Consider the following 18,068-nt stretch of genomic DNA (forward strand, 5'->3'; position numbering starts at 1 on the left):
GTCAGGTGCGCCAGGTGTCCCCGCGCGTCACACGGTTCGGCACAGGGGCAGCGCGGCGACGGTGAACGCTTGCGCCTGCTGACCCACGAGCCTCCGTGTTTCGCAGGCAGCTTGCACGGCGGCCTGCTCGATCGCCGCGACTGCGGCATCCAGCTCGTCGACGCTCGGCGCCGACACTGCCACGAGCCCGGTGAAACGCAGCACGCCGTGACCAGCCTCAAGGTCTGACTCTTGCTGCACGACGTCGTTGTATTCGGCGGTGCGCGCGGCATCCTCGATCTGCCCGACCTTCGCCCGCTGCGCAGCATCCGAGAGAAGCCCCACCTTCTTCCTCCTGATGTCCCTCGCGGCGAGGTCGGCACGGACCGGCGTGCACGTCAGAGTGAATGTGCGCTGGATACCCGAGGTCAGCAGCAAGGGGGAGAGGAAGCCTGGGTACACCTGTGACCTCGGCCACTCCGAGATCCAGAGAACCGCGTGGTGGGCCGAGTCGGTATGCAGCCGGTCCCAGGTTTCGGCAACTGCGATGGGACCGGCCGTTGCGAGAGATCGACCGATGTCCCCGTGTCTCTCAAGCGCGGGAGCGGCTGCGGGATCGTATGCGGAGCGCAGCACGACCGCGACCTCGCCTGGGTTCAGCCATCCTGTGGGCGTTAGGTCGGCTGCCCGCAGTGCTGCCACGAACGTCGTCATCTCCTGACGCAGTACGCTCGCGGCCCCCTTCATACCACCCCCGGCGGCGCGGATCTGGCGGGCCGCCGCGCGCATGTCGAGCGCGAGGGCGATTGTCGTCTCATGCCGTTCGCCGGCAGGGCCGGCGCGCTCAATCAGCTCCTTGTACGTGACCGCGGGCCAAGAGTCATCGTCGACGCCGTGCCTGGCCCACCATTCGGCGAGACCGCTTCCGGAGCTGGGCACCGTGCGCTCGGAGACCTGCACGCGCGCGATGCGGCCCGACCGGCAGATCGTCGCGAGCACACGCCCCCAGCCGGTCACCCGACGTTCCTGTTCGCCGCTGTCGAGAAGGACGAACGCCGGATGCGTGATGCCGGCGATTGCCGTCAGGGTCTGAGCGTGAGGGTCTTGGATCATGGCGGCGCCCGTCTCGGGGTCGACCCACTCTCGGAGCGCGGCGGCGTCGCCGGGGAGTGCGAGCGTGCCCGCGGGGCGCGGCTTGACCAAGTCCGCGCGGAATCGCAGCTGCCCGCCGACGCTTCGCCACACCCAGCGGATTGAGATCGGCACCCATTCAATGAGCTTCCGGCCACCCACGGGAACGAAGGCAAGAGCGATGCTCGTCACCCAGATCGGTGACGTGAGGCCGAACAGGATGCCGCCGCCCATGTACACCGCGCTAGTGAACGCCACTAACCCGATGGCGAGTGTCACGAGCTGTGCCAGGGAGAGGCCAAGCATCACGCCTCGCTTGGACAGACGGGAGAACTGAACCGGGTGCAGTTGGTTCGCGCGCGGGGCGTTGCTCGCTGTCATGCTGTCGTCCTTTCGCGCGGAGTGGGGATCGGCCGCGGAGGCGGGGTCGGTGTGCGCGGCTGTGGGATCGGTTGCCCGGCAGCCGGGGAGGTCGTCGGTGCCGGTGGTGTGTCTGTCGGATTGGCGCCCTCTGCATGTCCCATGGCTGCTGATCCGGTGGCGTTGCCGAGCTTGGGTCCAGCGGAGGCCGCCTTGCCGACTACCTGACCGCCGACGATGACTGCGGCGGCCGGGCCGGCGGCCGCCGCAGCGCCTGAAGTTCCTGCGCCGGACGCTGCTACACCAGACGCACCCGCGCTGGCACCAGATCCAGCGGTGTTGGCAGCGGCGCTCGTCGCCACCGGGGGAGCCGACCCACTCGAGGTGCCACCTCCGTCGAGGATCGACTTCGCCGACTTCGCACTCGCGGGGCTCACTGGCACGGGGACTGGCCGATTCAACGCGCCCTTAGCCTCCTGTTCGGTCGACATCGCGTGGTACATATCGACGCCGACGAACGAGATGAATTTGTAGGTCATGTATGGCGCGAAGGCTGCGACGAGCATGAGTACGACTCCGGCCACGGGATCGCTGATGGAGGCGAGATCAACGTCGATCGGCGCCGCGGTCTGGTTGATCGCGACGAGGAAGAGGACGACAAGCACGAGCTTGGAGAACACGAGGGCCACAACGAACGCCACCCACTTGCCGAACCAGCCGCGGGTAGCATCCCAGGAGAATCCGGCCAGTGCGATCGGCGCGAACACGATCGCCACCAGGAGCAGGGCTTTGCGGATGAGGAGTGAGAACCACACAATCGCGGTGGCTGCGATCGCGAGTCCTGCGAGGAAGATCGTCATGATCGCGCCGACGCCGGGGCTCGCGATGTTGATCGCGACCAGCCCGGCGGCCATCAGGGCGATTCTGTCGCCCATTCCCTCCATCGTGTTTCCTGTTGCCTGGACGATCCCGATGGCCAGCTGATCCGTGATCTCCAGCAGCGTCGCCGTCAGGGCGATTGCGACGAACGAGCCGAGCACGGACTTGCCGAGCCCGACAGCAGCCCGTGACACCGCGGTTGGATCGCGATGCGCCAAGCCGGTGATCAGTTGCAGGCAGAAGAACACGAGCATGACGAACAGCGCTACGCCGAAGAGCAGGTTGTACACCTGCGTGTACTGGTCACCGGTGACGTCGACGAGTGTGGTCGTGTCGAACACCGCCCAGACCGCTTCGAAGAACCACGCGGCGGCTGCGGCGAGCGTGTGGGCGAGCCAATCGAAGGGCGCGGCAACGAGCGATGTGACACCCGACCCGACGGTCTGGCATACCTCGGCGATCGCCGGGATATCGCAAACTCCACCCACTCGCGTCGTTCCTCTCAATCGGCCGCGTTCGCTCAGACGGACTGGCCTACACCCCAGAAGAAGTTCACGAGCGTGACCGACGCCCCGCAGATGAGTGCCGCGCCGCACGCCACCAGAACGCCGAGCTTGCCCCGTGAGGCGAGATGGGGGTTCGATGAGTTGGCCCCATACCCCCACGCGACCGCGGCGATGATGAGGGCGAGCACGGCGAGAATGAGCCCGACTGTCATCACTGCGCCGACGATGACGCGGAGTTGCTCGATGCCGGGAAGTCCTGACCCGTTGGGAACGATGTCGATCACGGTCGTGCTCCTTGTCTGCGCAGAAACGAACCTGCGTACAAGGTGCGTGCGGCGTCCCCGAGATCCGTCGACCCGCGCAGTCCGTGCACGCACTCTGGCTAGAGCTGTTGGCCGACCCCAATGAGGAAGTTCATCCAGGCGACCGCCGCGCCGGCAAGCGCCGCTGTGCCGACAGCAACAAGAAGGCCGGTACGGGCTCGCATGGCCGACTGATAGTTCCCGCTCGTCGACGCGATCGCCCATGTGGCGGCGCAGATGAGGATCGCGAGTACCGCGAAGACCAGGACATACATGAGGAGCGCGCCGACGATCACGCGGAGGTCACCCGCTCCTCCAACCGCTCCGAAGTCCGGGAAGATGTCCATTTCGGTCACCTCATGCGCCTGCCGCGCACGCCGTCCTGCCAGCGGTCGCGGCATCCAATCCTTCGGCGCCGTGCTCGGCGAGCCATGGGTCTGCGTCGATAGCCGGCTCGAACGCTCCGCCGGGACGGATCTCGAAGTGAAGGTGAGATCCCGTGGACTTGCCGGATGACCCTACGTCTCCGATGTGCTGGCCAGCGGTGACGCGCTCGCCGACCGTCACGTGTACGCCGGTCGCCCACATGTGCGCGTACGCCGACGCCACCCGCTCTCCGTTGACCGTGTGCTCGATGACGATCAGCTGTCCGTAACCCCCATACGGCCCCGCCCAGCCGACGATCCCGTCAGCGATCGAGAAGATGGGTGTGCCGTCTGCCGCGGAGAAGTCGGTTCCTGCATGGAACGCAGGTCGACCCGTCATGGGGTCGGTTCGCCCGCCATAGCCGCTGGCCCGCACCCACGTGTTGCTCGGGAGGGGAAAGACGATGCGGGTCGTCTCGGGGACGGAATCCAGAGGTGCGCCCCCTCCCGTCACCGACGCGATCGGCCGGGTCAGCGCGACGAGGATGGCTTCCGCGACGGGCTGATAATCCTGGTAGCGGTCGGGGAAGGCCGAGCGCTCGACAGCTTGCGCAGCCGAGCCCGGATCAGCTGACTGCCAGCCCGCGATGTCGAGGAGCCCCGCGGGCGAGGGGAAGTTGGGTCCCTCCGCGCCGCCGAAGAATGCGCGCACCTGGTAGTCCGGATTCATGAGCTCATCGACAGTGCCCCAGCCGGCGGTCGGCCGCATCTGAAACAGGCCGAGGGAGTCGTGGTCGCTGCCGATGCCGTCGTTGGGCATGCTGAGTGATGCGGGATGGGCGGCGTTCGCGAGCATTCGCAGGGTCGACTCGGTGAGTGCGGCCATCAGCCCGATCAGCACCCCCTGCCGCCCGACACCCTCAATCCCACTGCCTACCGTGATGATCGTCGCAGCACGGGTGAGTTGTGTGTGCCCGAGCGTCACCGACACCCCGTCGCTCCGTATCGCGGTCAAGTTCTCCGGCACGTCGGTGACGACGAGTGGCCCGGATGTCTGGCAGGCAGCGAGCGCGGCGGGGGAGAGAACGAGTGGGACTGCGATCAATCCTGCGAACGGCAGGGTGAGAACCGCGACGGCGAGGGCGACCACGAGCTTCTTCATGTTCGGCGTCCGTCACCGGAGCGGATTGTCGACCTCAGAGAGCCGGAGCAAGCGGCACTCGTCGAAACTCGGCTCACACGCTATGAACAGGGTGAATGCGATCGGTCGAGAGGTCTCCTGGGTCTGAGTCCCCACGATGCCGGCCCGATGGCGTGTTCCCGTGATCGTGTACGCGATGGTTCCGGGGAGTAGTTGGCTAGGTGCCGCTTGATCGACGGCGTCGCTCCAGGATGCCGGCACGAACGCCTCATCGATGGTGAGCCACTGGCGCGTGCCATAGGTGCGCAGCGTCAACCACGCGTCCGTCGTCGGCAGATAGGTGCGGACATCGGACGCAAGCCCGGCAGTCTCGGTACCAGAGGGATCCCCTGCGTCGACGATCACCTGTGCGTAGTCGGCTGGATCGAAGTCGGTGGCGGCGTCCCAGTGGATGAGGGTGTGGGCGGCATCGCGCGCGAAGGACTCGGCATCCGATGTCGAGCGGATCGGGGGAAGCGTTGCGCTCGAGGCGCTCGGTTCAGGATCGACGGTCGCGGCAGTCGGGGCCGTCGGCTCGACCGAGGTCGTTGGCGTGCTGGGCGTCGGTGCCAGTACCAGGCCGTACAGGCCGATGCCGACAAGTGCGGCCAGCACGCCGAACCCGATCGAGAGGAAGATGACGAGGCGCCGCCCAGGGCGCACAGTGGCGACCATCACGCGATTTCCCGCCCCAGCCGGACACGTGCGCTGCGGAGCGCCGCGAAGAACTCCACGGTCGACGCCAGAGTCGATTCGAACTGCTCGAGTTGCTCGTCAGTCAGTTCGGAAGCCACAGCTGCGACGTCGAAGTGGGTCCACCACAGATCGAGGTCCTCCCACACACGCACGAAGGCCCGGACGGGAAAGACGTGCGCGCCAGCGGCACGGTGGCGCGGCGTTCTGGGGTTGCGCTTGGCCTCCTTGACTCTCGCGAGCGCCGCGTTCGCCAATTGCTCGAGTTCATCGGGCGGCTCGAAGTCCTCGGGCGCTTCGAAGTCCTCGAACTGCTGTGGCGACACCGGCTCGAGGAGTTGCCTGATTCGCGCGTGTGACGCGGCGACACTGCCGCCCTCGTCGATGAGCCGCAGTTCTTGGCTCGCTTTCTCCTTTAGGGCAGGGTCGGTGCCGGGGTCAGCGACAACGCGCTGAAGTTCGGCAATGCGTTCCAGCGTGGTGTACGACGCCTTTCCGGTGACCATCTGGGCTGCCTGGGTGCGACTCTTGCCTGCTTTGAATTGCGGTGGTGCCACGGTGGCACCACCGTCTTTTCCATCCCGAGAATCCACACGGCTGAAACGCGTCGCGGACTGCCGGCGAGTCGCGTCGTCAGTGATGTGATCCTTCAGTTCGGTGTACAGGGCAGCTGCCTCTGTCGGCGTGAGCGGTTTGTGGAGGAGGTTCTCGGCCTGCTCTGCCAGCAACTCGGCGAGCCGATCCGAGATCCCGGACCTCACCCATACCTTGATCGTCTTCTCGCCCAGCCGCTTCAGCGCTTCGAGCCGACGGGCACCGCACACCAGAACGCCTTCTGGTGTCACGGTGACAGGCTGGAGAAGTCCGTCGCGGGTGATCGACTGGGCGAGCTCATCGATGTCTCCGAACTCGGTACGGTGGCGCTTCCCGACGACGATCGACTCGATCGATCGTTCGAGCTCGATGTGGCCGACTCTGGTTCCCATGGTCACCGCCTCGATCGCTCGGCGGGGGCGGCGAGACTCACCGCGAGGACGAGATCGTCATCCGTCAGCAGTGAACGTAACGGTTCACCGATCAGCAGGCGGAGCAGGATGCCGCGTCCGGCTGTCGTCCGGGCGACCTCGGGTTCCGGGTTGCCGAGGACAGCGCGTAGTAATCCGTTCCACGATGAGGACGACAGATCGAGGAGAGTTCTTCCGTGAACGTCGCGCCGAAGCGATTCCCAGGCGGTCGCACGCGAGGGAACCTCACTGAGTCGTGCGCAGATGTACTCCATCGCGGTTCGCGCGGGCGTGCGCGGCCAGCCGAGCAAGGTCATGAAGGCGATCGCATTCTCGACTGCCTCTCCAATCCCGGCGCCGTCCGATGAGCACCCGTCATCGAGCGCGTCCCCGGCACCCTGTACACGCAGTGACGGGTGATAGTCGCTCAGGGGGTTCTCTCGGTCACTGAATCGCTCGGGGTCATGGAACGACGAGAACTCGGGTCGGCGCGCCTGGTAGACCGAGCACAGCAGGCCGTTCGCCCGTTCCTCCGCGATCAGCGTCACCTGCACGGCCCGAGTGACTACCGCCCAGGGGTCGTCGGCATTGCGCACCGCCGACGAGCGCATTGCGTCGAATGCGGCCGCCGCGGCATCCCATGGATCGAGTCCGTGCTTGCGCGCCAGCTTTGCGTAACGCCGAACGACATACTCCATGAGCGCTGCGGCTTCGGCGTCGCGACGCCAGGCGCCGTGGTCCTGCGCGGCGAGGCGTTTGAGCACTTTGCGCAGCCCCTCGGAGCTCTCAAACGCGGCGGGCACGCTCGCCGACTCGGACGAGTCCGGAACGCGCTGCGAGTGCACCGATGCGGCGGCAGCTGAGCGGGAACCCTGGCTCGACATGGCAACCTCGCTACCGACCGATTCCAGAACGACGGACGGACACGTGATCAGCGCGGCCGTTTCCGAACGCCTCCACCGGCGGTAAGTGAAGGGCCCGTTCTCGGATTGCGCGGCGAGTAGCCGCAACCCCCTGCGTCGGGAAAGCGCGCGCTCGCCGGGCGAGCGAGGACTCGAGGTCGATTCCCTGGCCCGCGACGCGCCCGGTGACGGCGGGAACGAGTTCCGTAGGTCGCATCCAGACCACCTCGCTTCGAACCCGCTCAGCGCCGGATAGGGACAGCGGCTGCCTCGCAAGCGAAGGATCGCCGTGCCGCGCCAATTCGGAGACCTCTTCGGGTGACCGCTTATCGACGAGTTCACGTTCACGCTCGGACGCGTCCAAGCGAAGCGGCAGCCCGGATCGCTCGACTCGCTCGTATTCGTTCATGACGTAACCTCCTTCTGAACCTCAGGTGTGCCGATCGTCCCCCCGAACCACCGGCCGACTGTCGACGGATGAACTCCCGTGGCGCTCGCAATCTCCTTGTTCGACATCCCGCGCTGACGCATCAGCGCGGCAACGCTTCTACGGGCACCCTTCTCCGGAACCTCGACCAGCGAGCGAATCGGAACGACTTCTGTGGACAGGTCTCGTGACGTCTCTGCTGTGGAGGAAACGTGAAGCCGGAATCGCTGGGTGAGAACGACCGTCAGGTGAGTGATCGCGAGAAGCACCAGCGGCGGTACTGCGGCAACCGACGCTGCAAGCACGGGAAGAACATCGGCATCGGCCGCGACGACGGCATGGATCGAGTTTGCGGCGACCGATACCGCAGCACCGATCATGAGCAGCATCCACGGATACCACGCACCCCGCTGTCCGGCGAGCGCGACCACGGCAACAGTTCCGACGACGATGATTCCGTCGACAATGAGCGGCCACGCCCACGCCTGCGTCGCCGCGATGCCGGACCGGCGTGCGAGATCCGCGAGAGCGGTGAACGACAACCAGAACGCGCCAACAGCGATGAATACGGTGCCGACAACCGCGGTCCACACGGCAATCCGTCCTGACCGCGGGTCCGTAGCACCGATGATCACGAGATCACCTGCCCGCTGAGCGAACGGGATTTTGAACTGCCACCACTGCTGCGAAAGGGTGGCGTCGGCCCCACCACCGTTCGGTACGCAGATCGGATGGTCGTCAGGATCTCGGCGTGATGCAGCCCCGCGTGCTCCGCCGCAGGCCCGAGTACATTGCGCGCACTCTCATCGGTGATCCCGTTCTCCGCGAGCCGGCATGCGGCCCAGTACAAGGCGCGGTTCCGTTCGCCCTCAGCCCGCGCGGCCATCCAGGCCGCGATACGCTCCGCGTCAACATCGAGGCGTGCCTCCGCGCGCAGCGTCGCAGCGGGGGCCGGCCTCGGGTCAAGGAACTGTCGAAGCGCCGATCCGTCGATTGACACGGCGTCCCCGCGTCCAGCGCCGATCAGCTCATACGCGGACGTGTTGCCTTCGAACAGCACCAGCGACGGCGGCACGATGACGTAGCCGCCCTCGCCTCGGAAGTCGATGCCGGCGCGGGCGGCCTGCCACGATGCCTGAACGCGATCAGGGTCTGCGGGGTAGTAGGCGTGCATCCCACCGGACGCCGTCTTCACCAGCGCCTGCCAGCGATCCACGAGACCTTCCCGGCGAGCGAGCTCGAAGGCTGCGAATCCGCGCACCCGCCCGTGCACATCGATGTCTACGACCTCAAGGGCGGAAGCTCGCCCGGTCGGCATGCCGATGTTCGCTTCGGGCCATCGAGACCACCATCGGGCAATCTGCCGGTCGTCGGAGGTCGCGTCGCGGAACCCGTGCTCTGTGAGCGGCCGCTTCTCCGCTGGCTTGCAGGGGAAGATCGGGACTCCTGCCGCAGCGAATCGAGCGGCGCCTTCCCGCGGCGAGAGGCCGATCATTCCGGCGAACAGGGCGACGGTGTCCATCACAGGTCCCGGGCCGAGATTGCGGATTGGGCAAGGGTGCGACGACCGCTCGCGAAGCGGACATTATCGAGCCGTTCCACCGGAATAGCAGCGGTTGGCTGAAGTGCACCCCGCTGCGCTTCCCTCGTCAGACCCGGCGGGTCGCCCGAGCCGGCCTGCAACGTCGGCAACTCCGTGAGGATCGTGAGCGCTGTCGTCCGCACTCGCTCACCAGTGGCTTGCACCACTTCCACCGGCGTCTTTCCATCGACGGATCTTGCCCAGGTCGCCACATACGGGATCGTGTAGCCCGATGTGTCGAGGCCCTGGGCCGCTCCGATCATCAGAGCCACGGACTCCGCTTCGACCTCCCCGATCCCGCGATGGAGTACGGCATCCGCGTTGTCAGGGCCGTGCAGCATCACGTGCGCCAGCTCGTGCGCCAACGTCTTCGTACGCGCCGCGGGGTCTATGTCACCCCGAATGGCAACGCTCCGTGTGAGGTAGTCAGTCATGCCGTTGGCTCCGCCGAGATCGCGATCGCTCCCAACAATGCGAAGTGTGTACCCGTGCCCCCGTACCAAGGACGCCAGACCATCCCAGAGACCCTGTGGTGCCTCGCCCGCGAGCAACTGCGGAGCGGGCACGTGGGGAATCGGGACACCGCTCGTCTGCGAGGCATCCCACACGTATGCGGGCCGCACGCCGACCAGTCGCGTGCGCACGACGTCGTTGCGGCTCGGGATCTCGCGAGGCGCAAGACGACGCCATGACTCGGCGATCTGTGGGGTGGGGGACGCGAATCGCGCGAGGATCGGCGCAAAGATCATGTAGCCGGTCTGGCCGCGGTCGACCGACCTCCCAAGCGTGCGCCATTGCCGGAACCCCGCGACGTACGTCGGCGTGGGTTCAGCCACCCTGCCCTGCTCGAACGCAGCGAGGTGCTGCATCCAGATGAGAAGGGTGTTGTTGAACGAACGAGAGCGGAATCGCGCGGCGAACTCGAGAGCCCGTACCCAGTCATCGCCCGTAACGAGCGTGGCCACGGCATCCGCCAGCTGAGCGTGCAGCCGTTCTAGCTTCGCCTCGGTGGAACCGACGGTGGGGGGTTGGCGAGTCATGGCGCGGGCACCTCCTTCTGATCGGCCGACAGAGCGGCTTCCTGTGGGAGGTACGCGCCATCTCACCGGAGCCGACGGGGGAGCGTACGAACGACCAACCCGAGACGGTCGTACAACTGTTCGCGCTCTAGCGGGCGCGCTCATGAAGTTCGGGTGCGCCACCGCGCCGACTTGGTGGGGGTGGAGTGCCGGCAACTCCGGTGATCCGTCCTGGGCGATGGCCTCCTCTTTGAGCATGCTCAAATGCCTCTCAAGTTGTTTCTAGCACCGACATTGATCATGCGCAACGGTTGATTTGAGCATGATCAACGAGTAAATTGAGCATTCTCAACGCCCGTCGACGGGCGCTCCGAAACGACAAGCCTTGCCTCACCCGAGGGGAAGGGTGGTCTACCGAAATGACAGAAGACGAGAGCAAAGTGGCCGCGGAAGACCTCGCGAAACGCCTCAGGCTGCTCCTTGACGTCGCGATCACCGAGTCGGGTTCCGAACCGACCTACGCCCAGATTGCGGCGTTCCTCGAGAAGCGCGGCATCAATTTGTCGAGATCTCGATGGACATACATGGTCAACGGCCATCGCTTCGTGCAAGACCCCGCGCTGTTCGAAGGGCTGGCTGCGTTCTTCGACGTGGATGCCGCGTTCCTCCTGGGCGAGGACGGGGTAGCAACCCCGGACAAGATCACCGCGCAGCTGGATCTTGTGCGGGCGATGCGAGCAGCGAAGGTGAAGTCCTACGCCGCGCGCACCCTGGGAGATATCTCCCCGAAGGCTCTTCAGGCGATCAGCAGATTCCTGGACGAGGAAATGACACATACCTGAGCAGTGCCCTTGCCGGTCCCTTGTGGCCCCCCACCGGCACATGCTCCCCAGACGGGAGTGACATCGTGAATATCGAGCAGACCGTGTCGACGGCCGTCGCAGACCTTGCGCTGGGTAGCACCTTCACCTTTGACGATCTCGTTCGGGCAATTCAGGATCACCGGCAGCGCACACTCCGAATCGTGGAACTTGCGGATCTCGGCGATCACGACGGCATCTGCGCGGTGTGGCTCATCACCGAGAGCGAAGACTTCGTCCTTCACGCCCACAGCGACTCCGTCCTCCATCGCCAGCAGTTCGTCCTGCACGAGTTCGCCCACATGATCCTCGGGCACGGAGACGACGACGAATGCTCGACGGAAGACTTCCTGCTTCCCGACATCCCCGCCCGAACTCGCCGCCGGCTGCTCACTCGGCGAGACCTGGACTCTGACACCGAGATAGCGGCTGAGGCCTTGGCTGACCATCTCGCTGCGGCAATCCGAGGCTCGGTATACGGCGAATCGCGTTACCTCGAGATCTTCGGGTGATGCAGACCTTCGTCGCAGTGCTGATGTGGCTACTCGTGGCGAGCCTGCTCATCCTGCGCCGCGGACGAGCCGAACGAAGCATCACCTACGCGGCGATCACGATCGCCGTCGCAATGACGATCAACGTTGATGCGGTCTACCAGCCCATCGATGCACTCCTCGGTGGCTCGAATGTCGCCACCCTCATCGGGGACTGCGCGCTCATGGTCGGGATCTTTTTCCTTGGCCGAGGGATCATGAAAGCGGGGGAATATCAGCCCGGCCCTGTCCGCATAGCGCTCGGCACCACAACCCTCCTTGTTGCTCTGGGTGGCGTCGTGATCACCTTCTTGCTCATCGACCGTGGCGCCACGACGACCAACTTCATGATCGATCTCGGAGCGCAACCTGCAGCAGCTGCGTACTCGATGATCCAGTTCACTTACTACGGGATCGTCGTTGGCACCATGGCAGTCCTCGCGAGTCGCCAGTATCGGCTGAGCGTTGGTCTACAGCGTTTGCCTGCCGGTTGTCTCGTCTTCGGCGCGCTCCTCGGAGTGGTTCTCTGTGTCGTCGTCCTCATCATGGACATCGCACACGTTGCCGGGCGTGTAGACGTGATGGCTGACGTGTCTATCGCGTATGGACCGGTTTACATATTGACCTTTCTCTTCCTCTGCGTCGGACTCGCTGGGCAGCCGACAGTGCGCTACCTGAGCGCGCGCCGGAGGGCGGCGCGAACACGCACGCTCATCAAGGAACTCTCGCCCACATGGCGAGCGGCGACGATCGTTCGCCCGGGATTGAGTCAGACGGATGCCGCGTCCGTGCAAACCGATGGCCTCGAGGCACAGTTGCATCGACAGGTCGTAGAGATCCGCGACGCGATGATCGACCCGCGCGTGTCCTTTTCTCTCAACGCACGCGACCGTCTCGTCCTTGAACGTGCGGAGCAGCATCTCCTCGGAACCGACGAAGCTCGACTTCATACGTCGGTTGCGCCTGCCACGCGGCGCACGTCTCAACGAGGGGCGGCATGAGAGGCCCGATTGCGCTGTGGGGCGTGATGGCCGCCACAGCGTCCCTATCGTTGGGACTCGGTTTGGTGATCGCGCGGCGCCTGACGGGGCCTTCGCGCACGCGCCGATTCGACCTGTCCATCCGTGCCGTCGAACAGGATGGCGACCGGCAGGTGATCGTGCTCGATCGAACGCATCAAACTGAGTCCCCGGGTGAGTTCACTCTGCTGTTTCAAGGTGGCCATTGGGTGCAGCTGTCTGCCGAGGTACTTGATCGCGGGTCTGGGCGCCTCGCACGAGCCGTGACAGCAACAGCACCGGGCTTCACACCGTCAGCCGACGAGCGCGCCTCGTGGAGTGGCATCTACTTCATGACGCCCGTCGATGCGGGCCTCAGTGCCTACGACATTGCCATCCCCACGCGGTCGGGGCCGGCGCCAGCGTGGCGCATCGATGGCAGCGACTCGCAGTCAACCAGGTGGGCTATCCACATCCATGGGCTCGGCAGCCCGCGCGCCGGAACGCTGCGCGGTGTGCAAGTCACCACCGAGCTGGGCTACACGTCCCTCGTCGTCAGCTACAGGAACGACGGGGAGGGCCCGAGGCGCGGAAGCGGTCGGTCAACCCTTGGCGCCACTGAAGTCGACGACGTGGATGCTGCGATCCAGTACGCCATCGATCACGGCGCGCGTCGCGTCGTTCTCTTCGGCTGGTCGATGGGAGCACAGGTCGCGCTCCAGCTCGCCGCGCGGCCGCATTACAGGCGGCTGATATCCGGGCTCTTGCTTGAGTCGCCCGTTCTCGACTGGATCGCGACGATCAAGGCGAATTGCGCTCGCGCCCGGCTGCCTGCCGCGGCGGGGCTCCTCGCGCTCCCGTGGCTCATATCGCCTCTGCTCGCACGCGCAATCGGCCTGCCTGGCGCCATCCCGCTCGGGGATCTTGACTGGATCACGCGCGCTCAGGAGCTGGCAGTCCCTACTTTGATCTTGCATGGAGCGGATGACGACTCGGCGCCGCCTGCCGTCTCTCGCAAGCTTGCAGCGCTGCGCCCAGATCTCGTTCAGCTCGAAATCTTCGATGCGGATCACACGATGACGTGGAACTCCGACCGAGAGCGCTGGCGATCCACTGTCGCAGCCTGGCTCTCCAACCGATCCTGAGCCCAATCGAGCTGTATGGTTCAGGTCTTCAAGCGCGCCTCGGCTGTAGCGGACGGCTGACATCGTGAGATCACTCGGAGCCGTAGCCCCGCCGATCGAGCAGGCGGACAAGAGCGTCGAGGGCGGTTCTCGCACAGCGATTTAGCGCAGATGCACCCACAAAGTGTCGTGCGAGCGGCGGGCTGATCGCGTAGTACGTGCGGATCGCGATCCGTCCGATCGGCGACCGTGCGAGGACGCGATCGCGGAATCGGCGAAGCGTCAAGACCGGGGTCGCATCGTAGGATCCGTAGACCGCGGTTGCGATGTAGCAACCGCCACGGTCGATCTTCTTGAGTTTCGCCATGGTGTCGCGGACGAGCTGCTGGTACTCACGCCAGTCGCCGAGAATCTCGGGGTACGCGCGCGGCAACTTGTAAGACGCGTTCCCGTTTATGTCGCGGAGGTACTCAACAAGCGCGTGTTCGCTCTCGACGGCATCGATCATTCGGGCGCCGTGGTCCGACGTCTGTGACTCGTTGCCGACGATCCGCTCGATGTCACCGAGAAGTCGGTACGCAAGTACAACGTCCCCCGCACTGGCGACAGTCTTGTACAGCCCGAGGAGTAGCTGAACGTGAACAACCCCTGAGGTCTGAGACAGCTGGACATACGTCGCGGCGGAGTCAAAGAAGTTGCCTTGCCTCTTGCTCGCTACGGCCTCCGCGAGTTGGCTATCCCAGTCCGCTGGGCAGCGTGCCGTCGATGTCGATAGGGGGCCGCGAAAGTCATACTCATTGCGGAGTGCTTGCACCAAAGCGCTCATCTCGGTCAACCGCCCGTCCGCGCGGTAGGGAATGCCATCTCTGGGTGCGAACGTGTAGCTGTCGGGCTCGTCTTTGCGCAGAGTCACGGATCCAGGGGTCTTCGGATGACGAGGCCCGGCTTCTAACCACGGAGCTTGAGCGCGGCCTTCGGGAGTCAGGTAGGCGACGGCCCAATGGTCGTGATTCTTGACCCGACTGCTGACATCCCTTCGGGGCGCTGTCTCGCCACCCCTCACCAACACGAGGCCCGCGTCATACATCGGCCCTGGATCGGCGCCTGCACGGAGCAGTTGCACAACGATGCGCGCGAACTCGCTCGACGGGACATCGGGCAACCGCTGTCCAAGCGGTGAAGCCATCTGGGCTGCGATTGTCAGCGGCGTGTGGCCAGAGTCGCCTGGCTCCGTGTCGCAATTCGCGCCGAGCTCGAGCAGCCCCTCAACGGTGGTCCGACGACCCTTGGACGCGGCATAGAAGAGAACGGAGTCCCCCTCGTCGTCGCAGGCATCGATGTCCGCGCCGAGATCGGCAAGCGCTGCAACGCTGGCGTCGCAACCTGCTCCGGCCGCGAGCATCATCGGTGTTATACCAATATCACGTGCCGAGTCCACTTCGGCGCCGTTCGCGACCAGCAGCCGTATCCCTTCGGCCCAGTCGATGCCCGCAACGGCATGGAGGATCGTAAGCCCAGGCTCGCCCGCGGCGCCTGTGCTAGGGGAATTGGCATCAGCGCCTCGACCGAGGAGAAGGCTGAACAGTCCCGCGCTCTTGGTGCCCATCGCATACCGCAGGACGCCATCGCCGTCTTCGTCTGTTGCTGCTCCAAGGTCAGCACCGTTGTCAAGCAAGGAGCGAACCTGGGCTTCGTCGCCTACTGCCGACCAATGGAGGAGTGAGCGCGCCGTGATGACCGCGTCGGGCTCATCGTGCTGTGCTCCTTGGTCCCGGAACTCCGTTGTCGAGGTGGCCTCGTCTCGCGGCGAGTCGAGTTGATCGTGTGCCTCAGCTCCGGTGAGATCAGCCGGCACCTCGAGCGCGGGCCATCGTCGAGGAAGAAGACCCATCTCGGAGTTCTGCTGGGCCATGTAATCGATACTCGGGTTCTTGAGCACAACGATCGTGCCGCTGCCAATTAACGCAACAAAGGAGTTGTGGCTCCCCTCCATTGTGGCGCCGGCGATCGCCACCACGTCTTCGAGGTCAGCCGGAACAGGGAATCCGCCCGCCCAGCCGCCGTCGGAGACGACCGTGCCGTCGCCGAGGATCGCGAGACGATGTTTCCAGCCGTACGTCACAGACTTCACGTCGCGGAAGCTGTCCGGTACACGCATGAATGCGTGGTCATTTCCCCAATCGACGACGGAGCCGTCGGCGAGGACCGCCGAGCTGTTCTCGTATCCAGCCGAAATCGCGACGACTCCGCTGAGGCCGAAAGGGACGTGGCGTTGGTCGGAGTCGGGATGTCCCCATGCCACGACACTTCCGTCGCTGCGGAGCGCAAGGCTATGCCACGACCCGGCCGCAATCGCAGTTGCGTCGCGCAGGTAGTAGGGCGGCTCTGTTTGTCCATCATCGTTCGCACCCCAACCCACGACGGTTCCATCGCTACGCAGCGCTAGGCTGTGTCGCCCACCAGCGGCGATCGCGACGACATCGCTGAGATTTTCAGGCACGTCGGCTTGGCCAGCGCCGCTGTGCCCCCAGCCCGCGACTGTGCCGTTGCGCAAGAGCGCGAGGCTGTGCACGGAACCGGCGGAAATCGCAACGACCTCGTTCAGTTCCTGCCTGGGCTGGTACGCGTTTCCCCAGGTCCTGATCGTCCCGTCATCGAGAAGCGCGAGTCCGTGCTGATCCCCGAGCGCAATCGCGGTGACAGTTCTCGAGGGACGCCCGGGTCGATCAGCCATGCGGTGAGCATATCGATCCCGGCAACGCTGACCCGGCCTCTCAATCGAACTTCGCGCCCAACCAATACGCTTGCGCGGAACGGTGTCGCCGCGACCCGACCGCGGTGCTATGTACGGACTCAGACACGCTGGGGCGTCGAAAGGATCCCTTATGAGGATGAACGAAGTGAATTTCAGCTCGCCGGTATTCACGGATCACCCGCCTGGGTGGCAGAGCCCCTCTGACATCGTCGCAGGATTCACGCTCGCGTGGGCGCTTGAGCTCAAGGAGCGGACCCGAATCTCACCGTCGCGCCGTTTGCCGAGGGGGTTCGCGATCGACTGCCGGCGGAGTATCGATTTGACACGCTCGGTCGGCGCGTGCAGTCGTGGCCCGGCGCATCGGGCGCTGACTTCGGCTTTCGACCCCTGGCACGATTGACAACGATCTGCGGCGCTTGGCAACTGTTCGATCTGATGAATAAAGCGTGGAAGATTGAGCCAAATGACTTCACGCAGTTCACGAACCTGCTCGCATTTGTAACGGGCGGCCCCGAGAGACCGTCGCTGTATCAGGACCTGAGTGCGAATCTCAGCAAGTGTCTGCTGGCCGTGCGCGTGCGACGTGCCTACAGCCAAGAGGACGAGTTGGACCTCAGTGAGCAGTGGTTCCTAACGGGAAGCGAGGAGCTGACATTCGAAGATGCACGCGGTAACGACTCCCTCCTCTTCCACTTCGATGCCATGACCCAGGTTCCGCTTGGGATCTTCAATCATGAGTTCGTCGAGACTGTGTGGTCCACCGCACGGGTCACCGTCGATCAGCTTGGACCCGATCGCGTGATCGCCCTGCACAGTAACCGGCTCGACTCATTGTCGGATCTGCTTCAGCGCGGCGGTGAGAAGGCCACAAGGGCACAGGACGAGCTGTCTTTCGGCCAGTTCCGCTACTTCGACTTTTGGCCTGGCTGGGCCTGAGCACGCGGATGAAGTTTGGTGGACCGCCAAGCGGCGCCGACCTCATCAGTCGCCGCGTGCATGGCCACTCACTGTCGTCCGGGCCCGGACGTCCAAGAATCGTCGAGAAATCAGCATCTGCCGACAGGGAAAGTCCGCCCCGATCCGGGCGAACTGGGTCCTGTACAGCAGAGTCGGAGCACGAACTGTCACCGACGTAGACGGAGTAGCGACCGGAGTCGAACCCCCTCAACCGCCACCCCGCAAGGTCGTGACCAATTGCCTCGCGGTGGTGCTGACTACTGCGCGGGGATGTGCTCCCAGGTGACTTTGTAGGCGTGGCGCGACTTCTGCATGTCTTGGTAGAAATCCCAGCCCTGGTCGCGGCTGGTGAAGATCCGCTCATCCCGCTGGCCGCCGCTGTCCATGATTGTCCACGCGACGCGATAGTTCAGGGTCGCATCCTCATATCCGCTGGATGGCTCGTGTCTCATCTTGCGAAGCTAGCAGGCCGTCGCTTCGACAACGGATGCTTTGACGCCACGCTGGCCGTCCGT

General features: G+C 65.0%; 18 protein-coding genes. 4 read left to right on the forward strand and 14 right to left on the reverse strand.

Features of this window, described 5'->3' with window-relative positions:
- Positions 1–27: 27 nt before the first annotated feature.
- From NQ152_RS09895 to NQ152_RS09945, 11 genes are all read right to left on the reverse strand, one after another.
- Positions 28–1,491 carry an SCO6880 family protein gene (locus tag NQ152_RS09895; protein ID WP_257523851.1) on the reverse strand — a complete coding sequence of 488 codons (1,464 nt, stop codon included), beginning with the start codon at positions 1,489–1,491 and terminating at the stop codon, positions 28–30.
- Entirely contained in the window at positions 1,488–2,837 is a 1,350-nt protein-coding gene (locus tag NQ152_RS09900; protein ID WP_257523852.1) for a conjugal transfer protein TrbL, read from the reverse strand. The genes NQ152_RS09895 and NQ152_RS09900 overlap by 4 nt, the downstream gene beginning before the upstream one ends.
- A 32-nt stretch (positions 2,838–2,869) precedes the next feature.
- Entirely contained in the window at positions 2,870–3,139 is a 270-nt protein-coding gene (locus NQ152_RS09905; protein ID WP_028495551.1) for a DUF6112 family protein, read from the reverse strand.
- Positions 3,140–3,237: 98 nt separating this feature from the next.
- Entirely contained in the window at positions 3,238–3,504 is a 267-nt protein-coding gene (locus NQ152_RS09910; RefSeq protein ID WP_257523888.1) for a DUF6112 family protein, read from the reverse strand.
- 10 nt (positions 3,505–3,514) lie between these two features.
- Complete coding sequence (locus NQ152_RS09915; RefSeq protein WP_257523853.1) at positions 3,515–4,684, reverse strand: M23 family metallopeptidase; 1,170 nt, start codon at positions 4,682–4,684, stop codon at positions 3,515–3,517.
- A gap of 12 nt (positions 4,685–4,696) precedes the next feature.
- Positions 4,697–5,377 (reverse strand): hypothetical protein, encoded by a 681-nt coding sequence (locus NQ152_RS09920; protein ID WP_257523889.1) that lies wholly within the window; start codon positions 5,375–5,377, stop codon positions 4,697–4,699.
- Positions 5,377–6,381, reverse strand: coding sequence for a ParB/RepB/Spo0J family partition protein (locus NQ152_RS09925; protein ID WP_257523854.1), 1,005 nt, complete (start codon positions 6,379–6,381; stop codon positions 5,377–5,379). Before NQ152_RS09925 ends, NQ152_RS09920 begins: the two co-directional genes overlap by 1 nt.
- A 2-nt stretch (positions 6,382–6,383) precedes the next feature.
- A complete protein-coding gene (locus NQ152_RS09930) occupies positions 6,384–7,283 on the reverse strand; it encodes a hypothetical protein (protein WP_257523855.1) in 900 nt (299 codons plus the stop codon).
- A 423-nt stretch (positions 7,284–7,706) separates the two neighbouring features.
- The gene (locus tag NQ152_RS09935) at positions 7,707–8,363 is read right to left on the reverse strand and encodes a DUF2637 domain-containing protein (RefSeq protein WP_257523856.1); all 657 of its coding nucleotides are present in this window, start codon (positions 8,361–8,363) and stop codon (positions 7,707–7,709) included.
- Positions 8,360–9,250, reverse strand: coding sequence for a bifunctional DNA primase/polymerase (locus NQ152_RS09940; RefSeq protein WP_257523857.1), 891 nt, complete (start codon positions 9,248–9,250; stop codon positions 8,360–8,362). The genes NQ152_RS09935 and NQ152_RS09940 overlap by 4 nt, the downstream gene beginning before the upstream one ends.
- Positions 9,250–10,350, reverse strand: coding sequence for an ArdC-like ssDNA-binding domain-containing protein (locus tag NQ152_RS09945; protein WP_257523858.1), 1,101 nt, complete (start codon positions 10,348–10,350; stop codon positions 9,250–9,252). The genes NQ152_RS09940 and NQ152_RS09945 overlap by 1 nt, the downstream gene beginning before the upstream one ends.
- 398 nt (positions 10,351–10,748) lie before the next feature.
- On the opposite strand from NQ152_RS09945, the gene NQ152_RS09950 reads away from it, so the two are divergent.
- Entirely contained in the window at positions 10,749–11,171 is a 423-nt protein-coding gene (locus NQ152_RS09950; RefSeq protein WP_257523859.1) for a hypothetical protein, read from the forward strand.
- Here NQ152_RS09950 and NQ152_RS09955 read toward each other — a convergent pair.
- Positions 11,126–11,638, reverse strand: coding sequence for a hypothetical protein (locus NQ152_RS09955; RefSeq protein WP_257523860.1), 513 nt, complete (start codon positions 11,636–11,638; stop codon positions 11,126–11,128). The genes NQ152_RS09950 and NQ152_RS09955 overlap by 46 nt on opposite strands.
- A gap of 62 nt (positions 11,639–11,700) precedes the next feature.
- Between NQ152_RS09955 and NQ152_RS09960 the strand changes: the two genes are divergently transcribed.
- Both NQ152_RS09960 and NQ152_RS09965 read left to right on the forward strand, forming a co-directional pair.
- On the forward strand, positions 11,701–12,720 hold the full coding sequence (locus tag NQ152_RS09960) for a hypothetical protein (RefSeq protein ID WP_257523861.1): 1,020 nt from the start codon (positions 11,701–11,703) through the stop codon (positions 12,718–12,720).
- Entirely contained in the window at positions 12,717–13,862 is a 1,146-nt protein-coding gene (locus NQ152_RS09965; RefSeq protein ID WP_257523862.1) for a S9 family peptidase, read from the forward strand. Before NQ152_RS09960 ends, NQ152_RS09965 begins: the two co-directional genes overlap by 4 nt.
- Positions 13,863–13,932: 70 nt before the next feature.
- Here the strand turns inward: NQ152_RS09965 and NQ152_RS09970 are convergent, their stop codons facing one another.
- A complete protein-coding gene (locus NQ152_RS09970) occupies positions 13,933–16,575 on the reverse strand; it encodes a CFI-box-CTERM domain-containing protein (RefSeq protein ID WP_257523863.1) in 2,643 nt (880 codons plus the stop codon).
- A gap of 360 nt (positions 16,576–16,935) precedes the next feature.
- Here NQ152_RS09970 and NQ152_RS09975 point away from each other — a divergent pair, with 360 nt between their 5' ends.
- A complete protein-coding gene (locus tag NQ152_RS09975; protein ID WP_257523864.1) occupies positions 16,936–17,532 on the forward strand; it encodes a hypothetical protein in 597 nt (198 codons plus the stop codon).
- A gap of 278 nt (positions 17,533–17,810) precedes the next feature.
- On the opposite strand, the gene NQ152_RS09980 is transcribed toward NQ152_RS09975, so the two are convergent.
- Positions 17,811–18,005 carry a hypothetical protein gene (locus tag NQ152_RS09980; RefSeq protein ID WP_257523865.1) on the reverse strand — a complete coding sequence of 65 codons (195 nt, stop codon included), beginning with the start codon at positions 18,003–18,005 and terminating at the stop codon, positions 17,811–17,813.
- Between the last annotated feature and the right edge of the window lie 63 nt (positions 18,006–18,068).

Origin of the sequence: Microbacterium sp. zg.B48 (assembly GCF_024623505.1) — a bacterium.
Classification (GTDB): Bacteria; Actinomycetota; Actinomycetes; order Actinomycetales; family Microbacteriaceae; genus Microbacterium.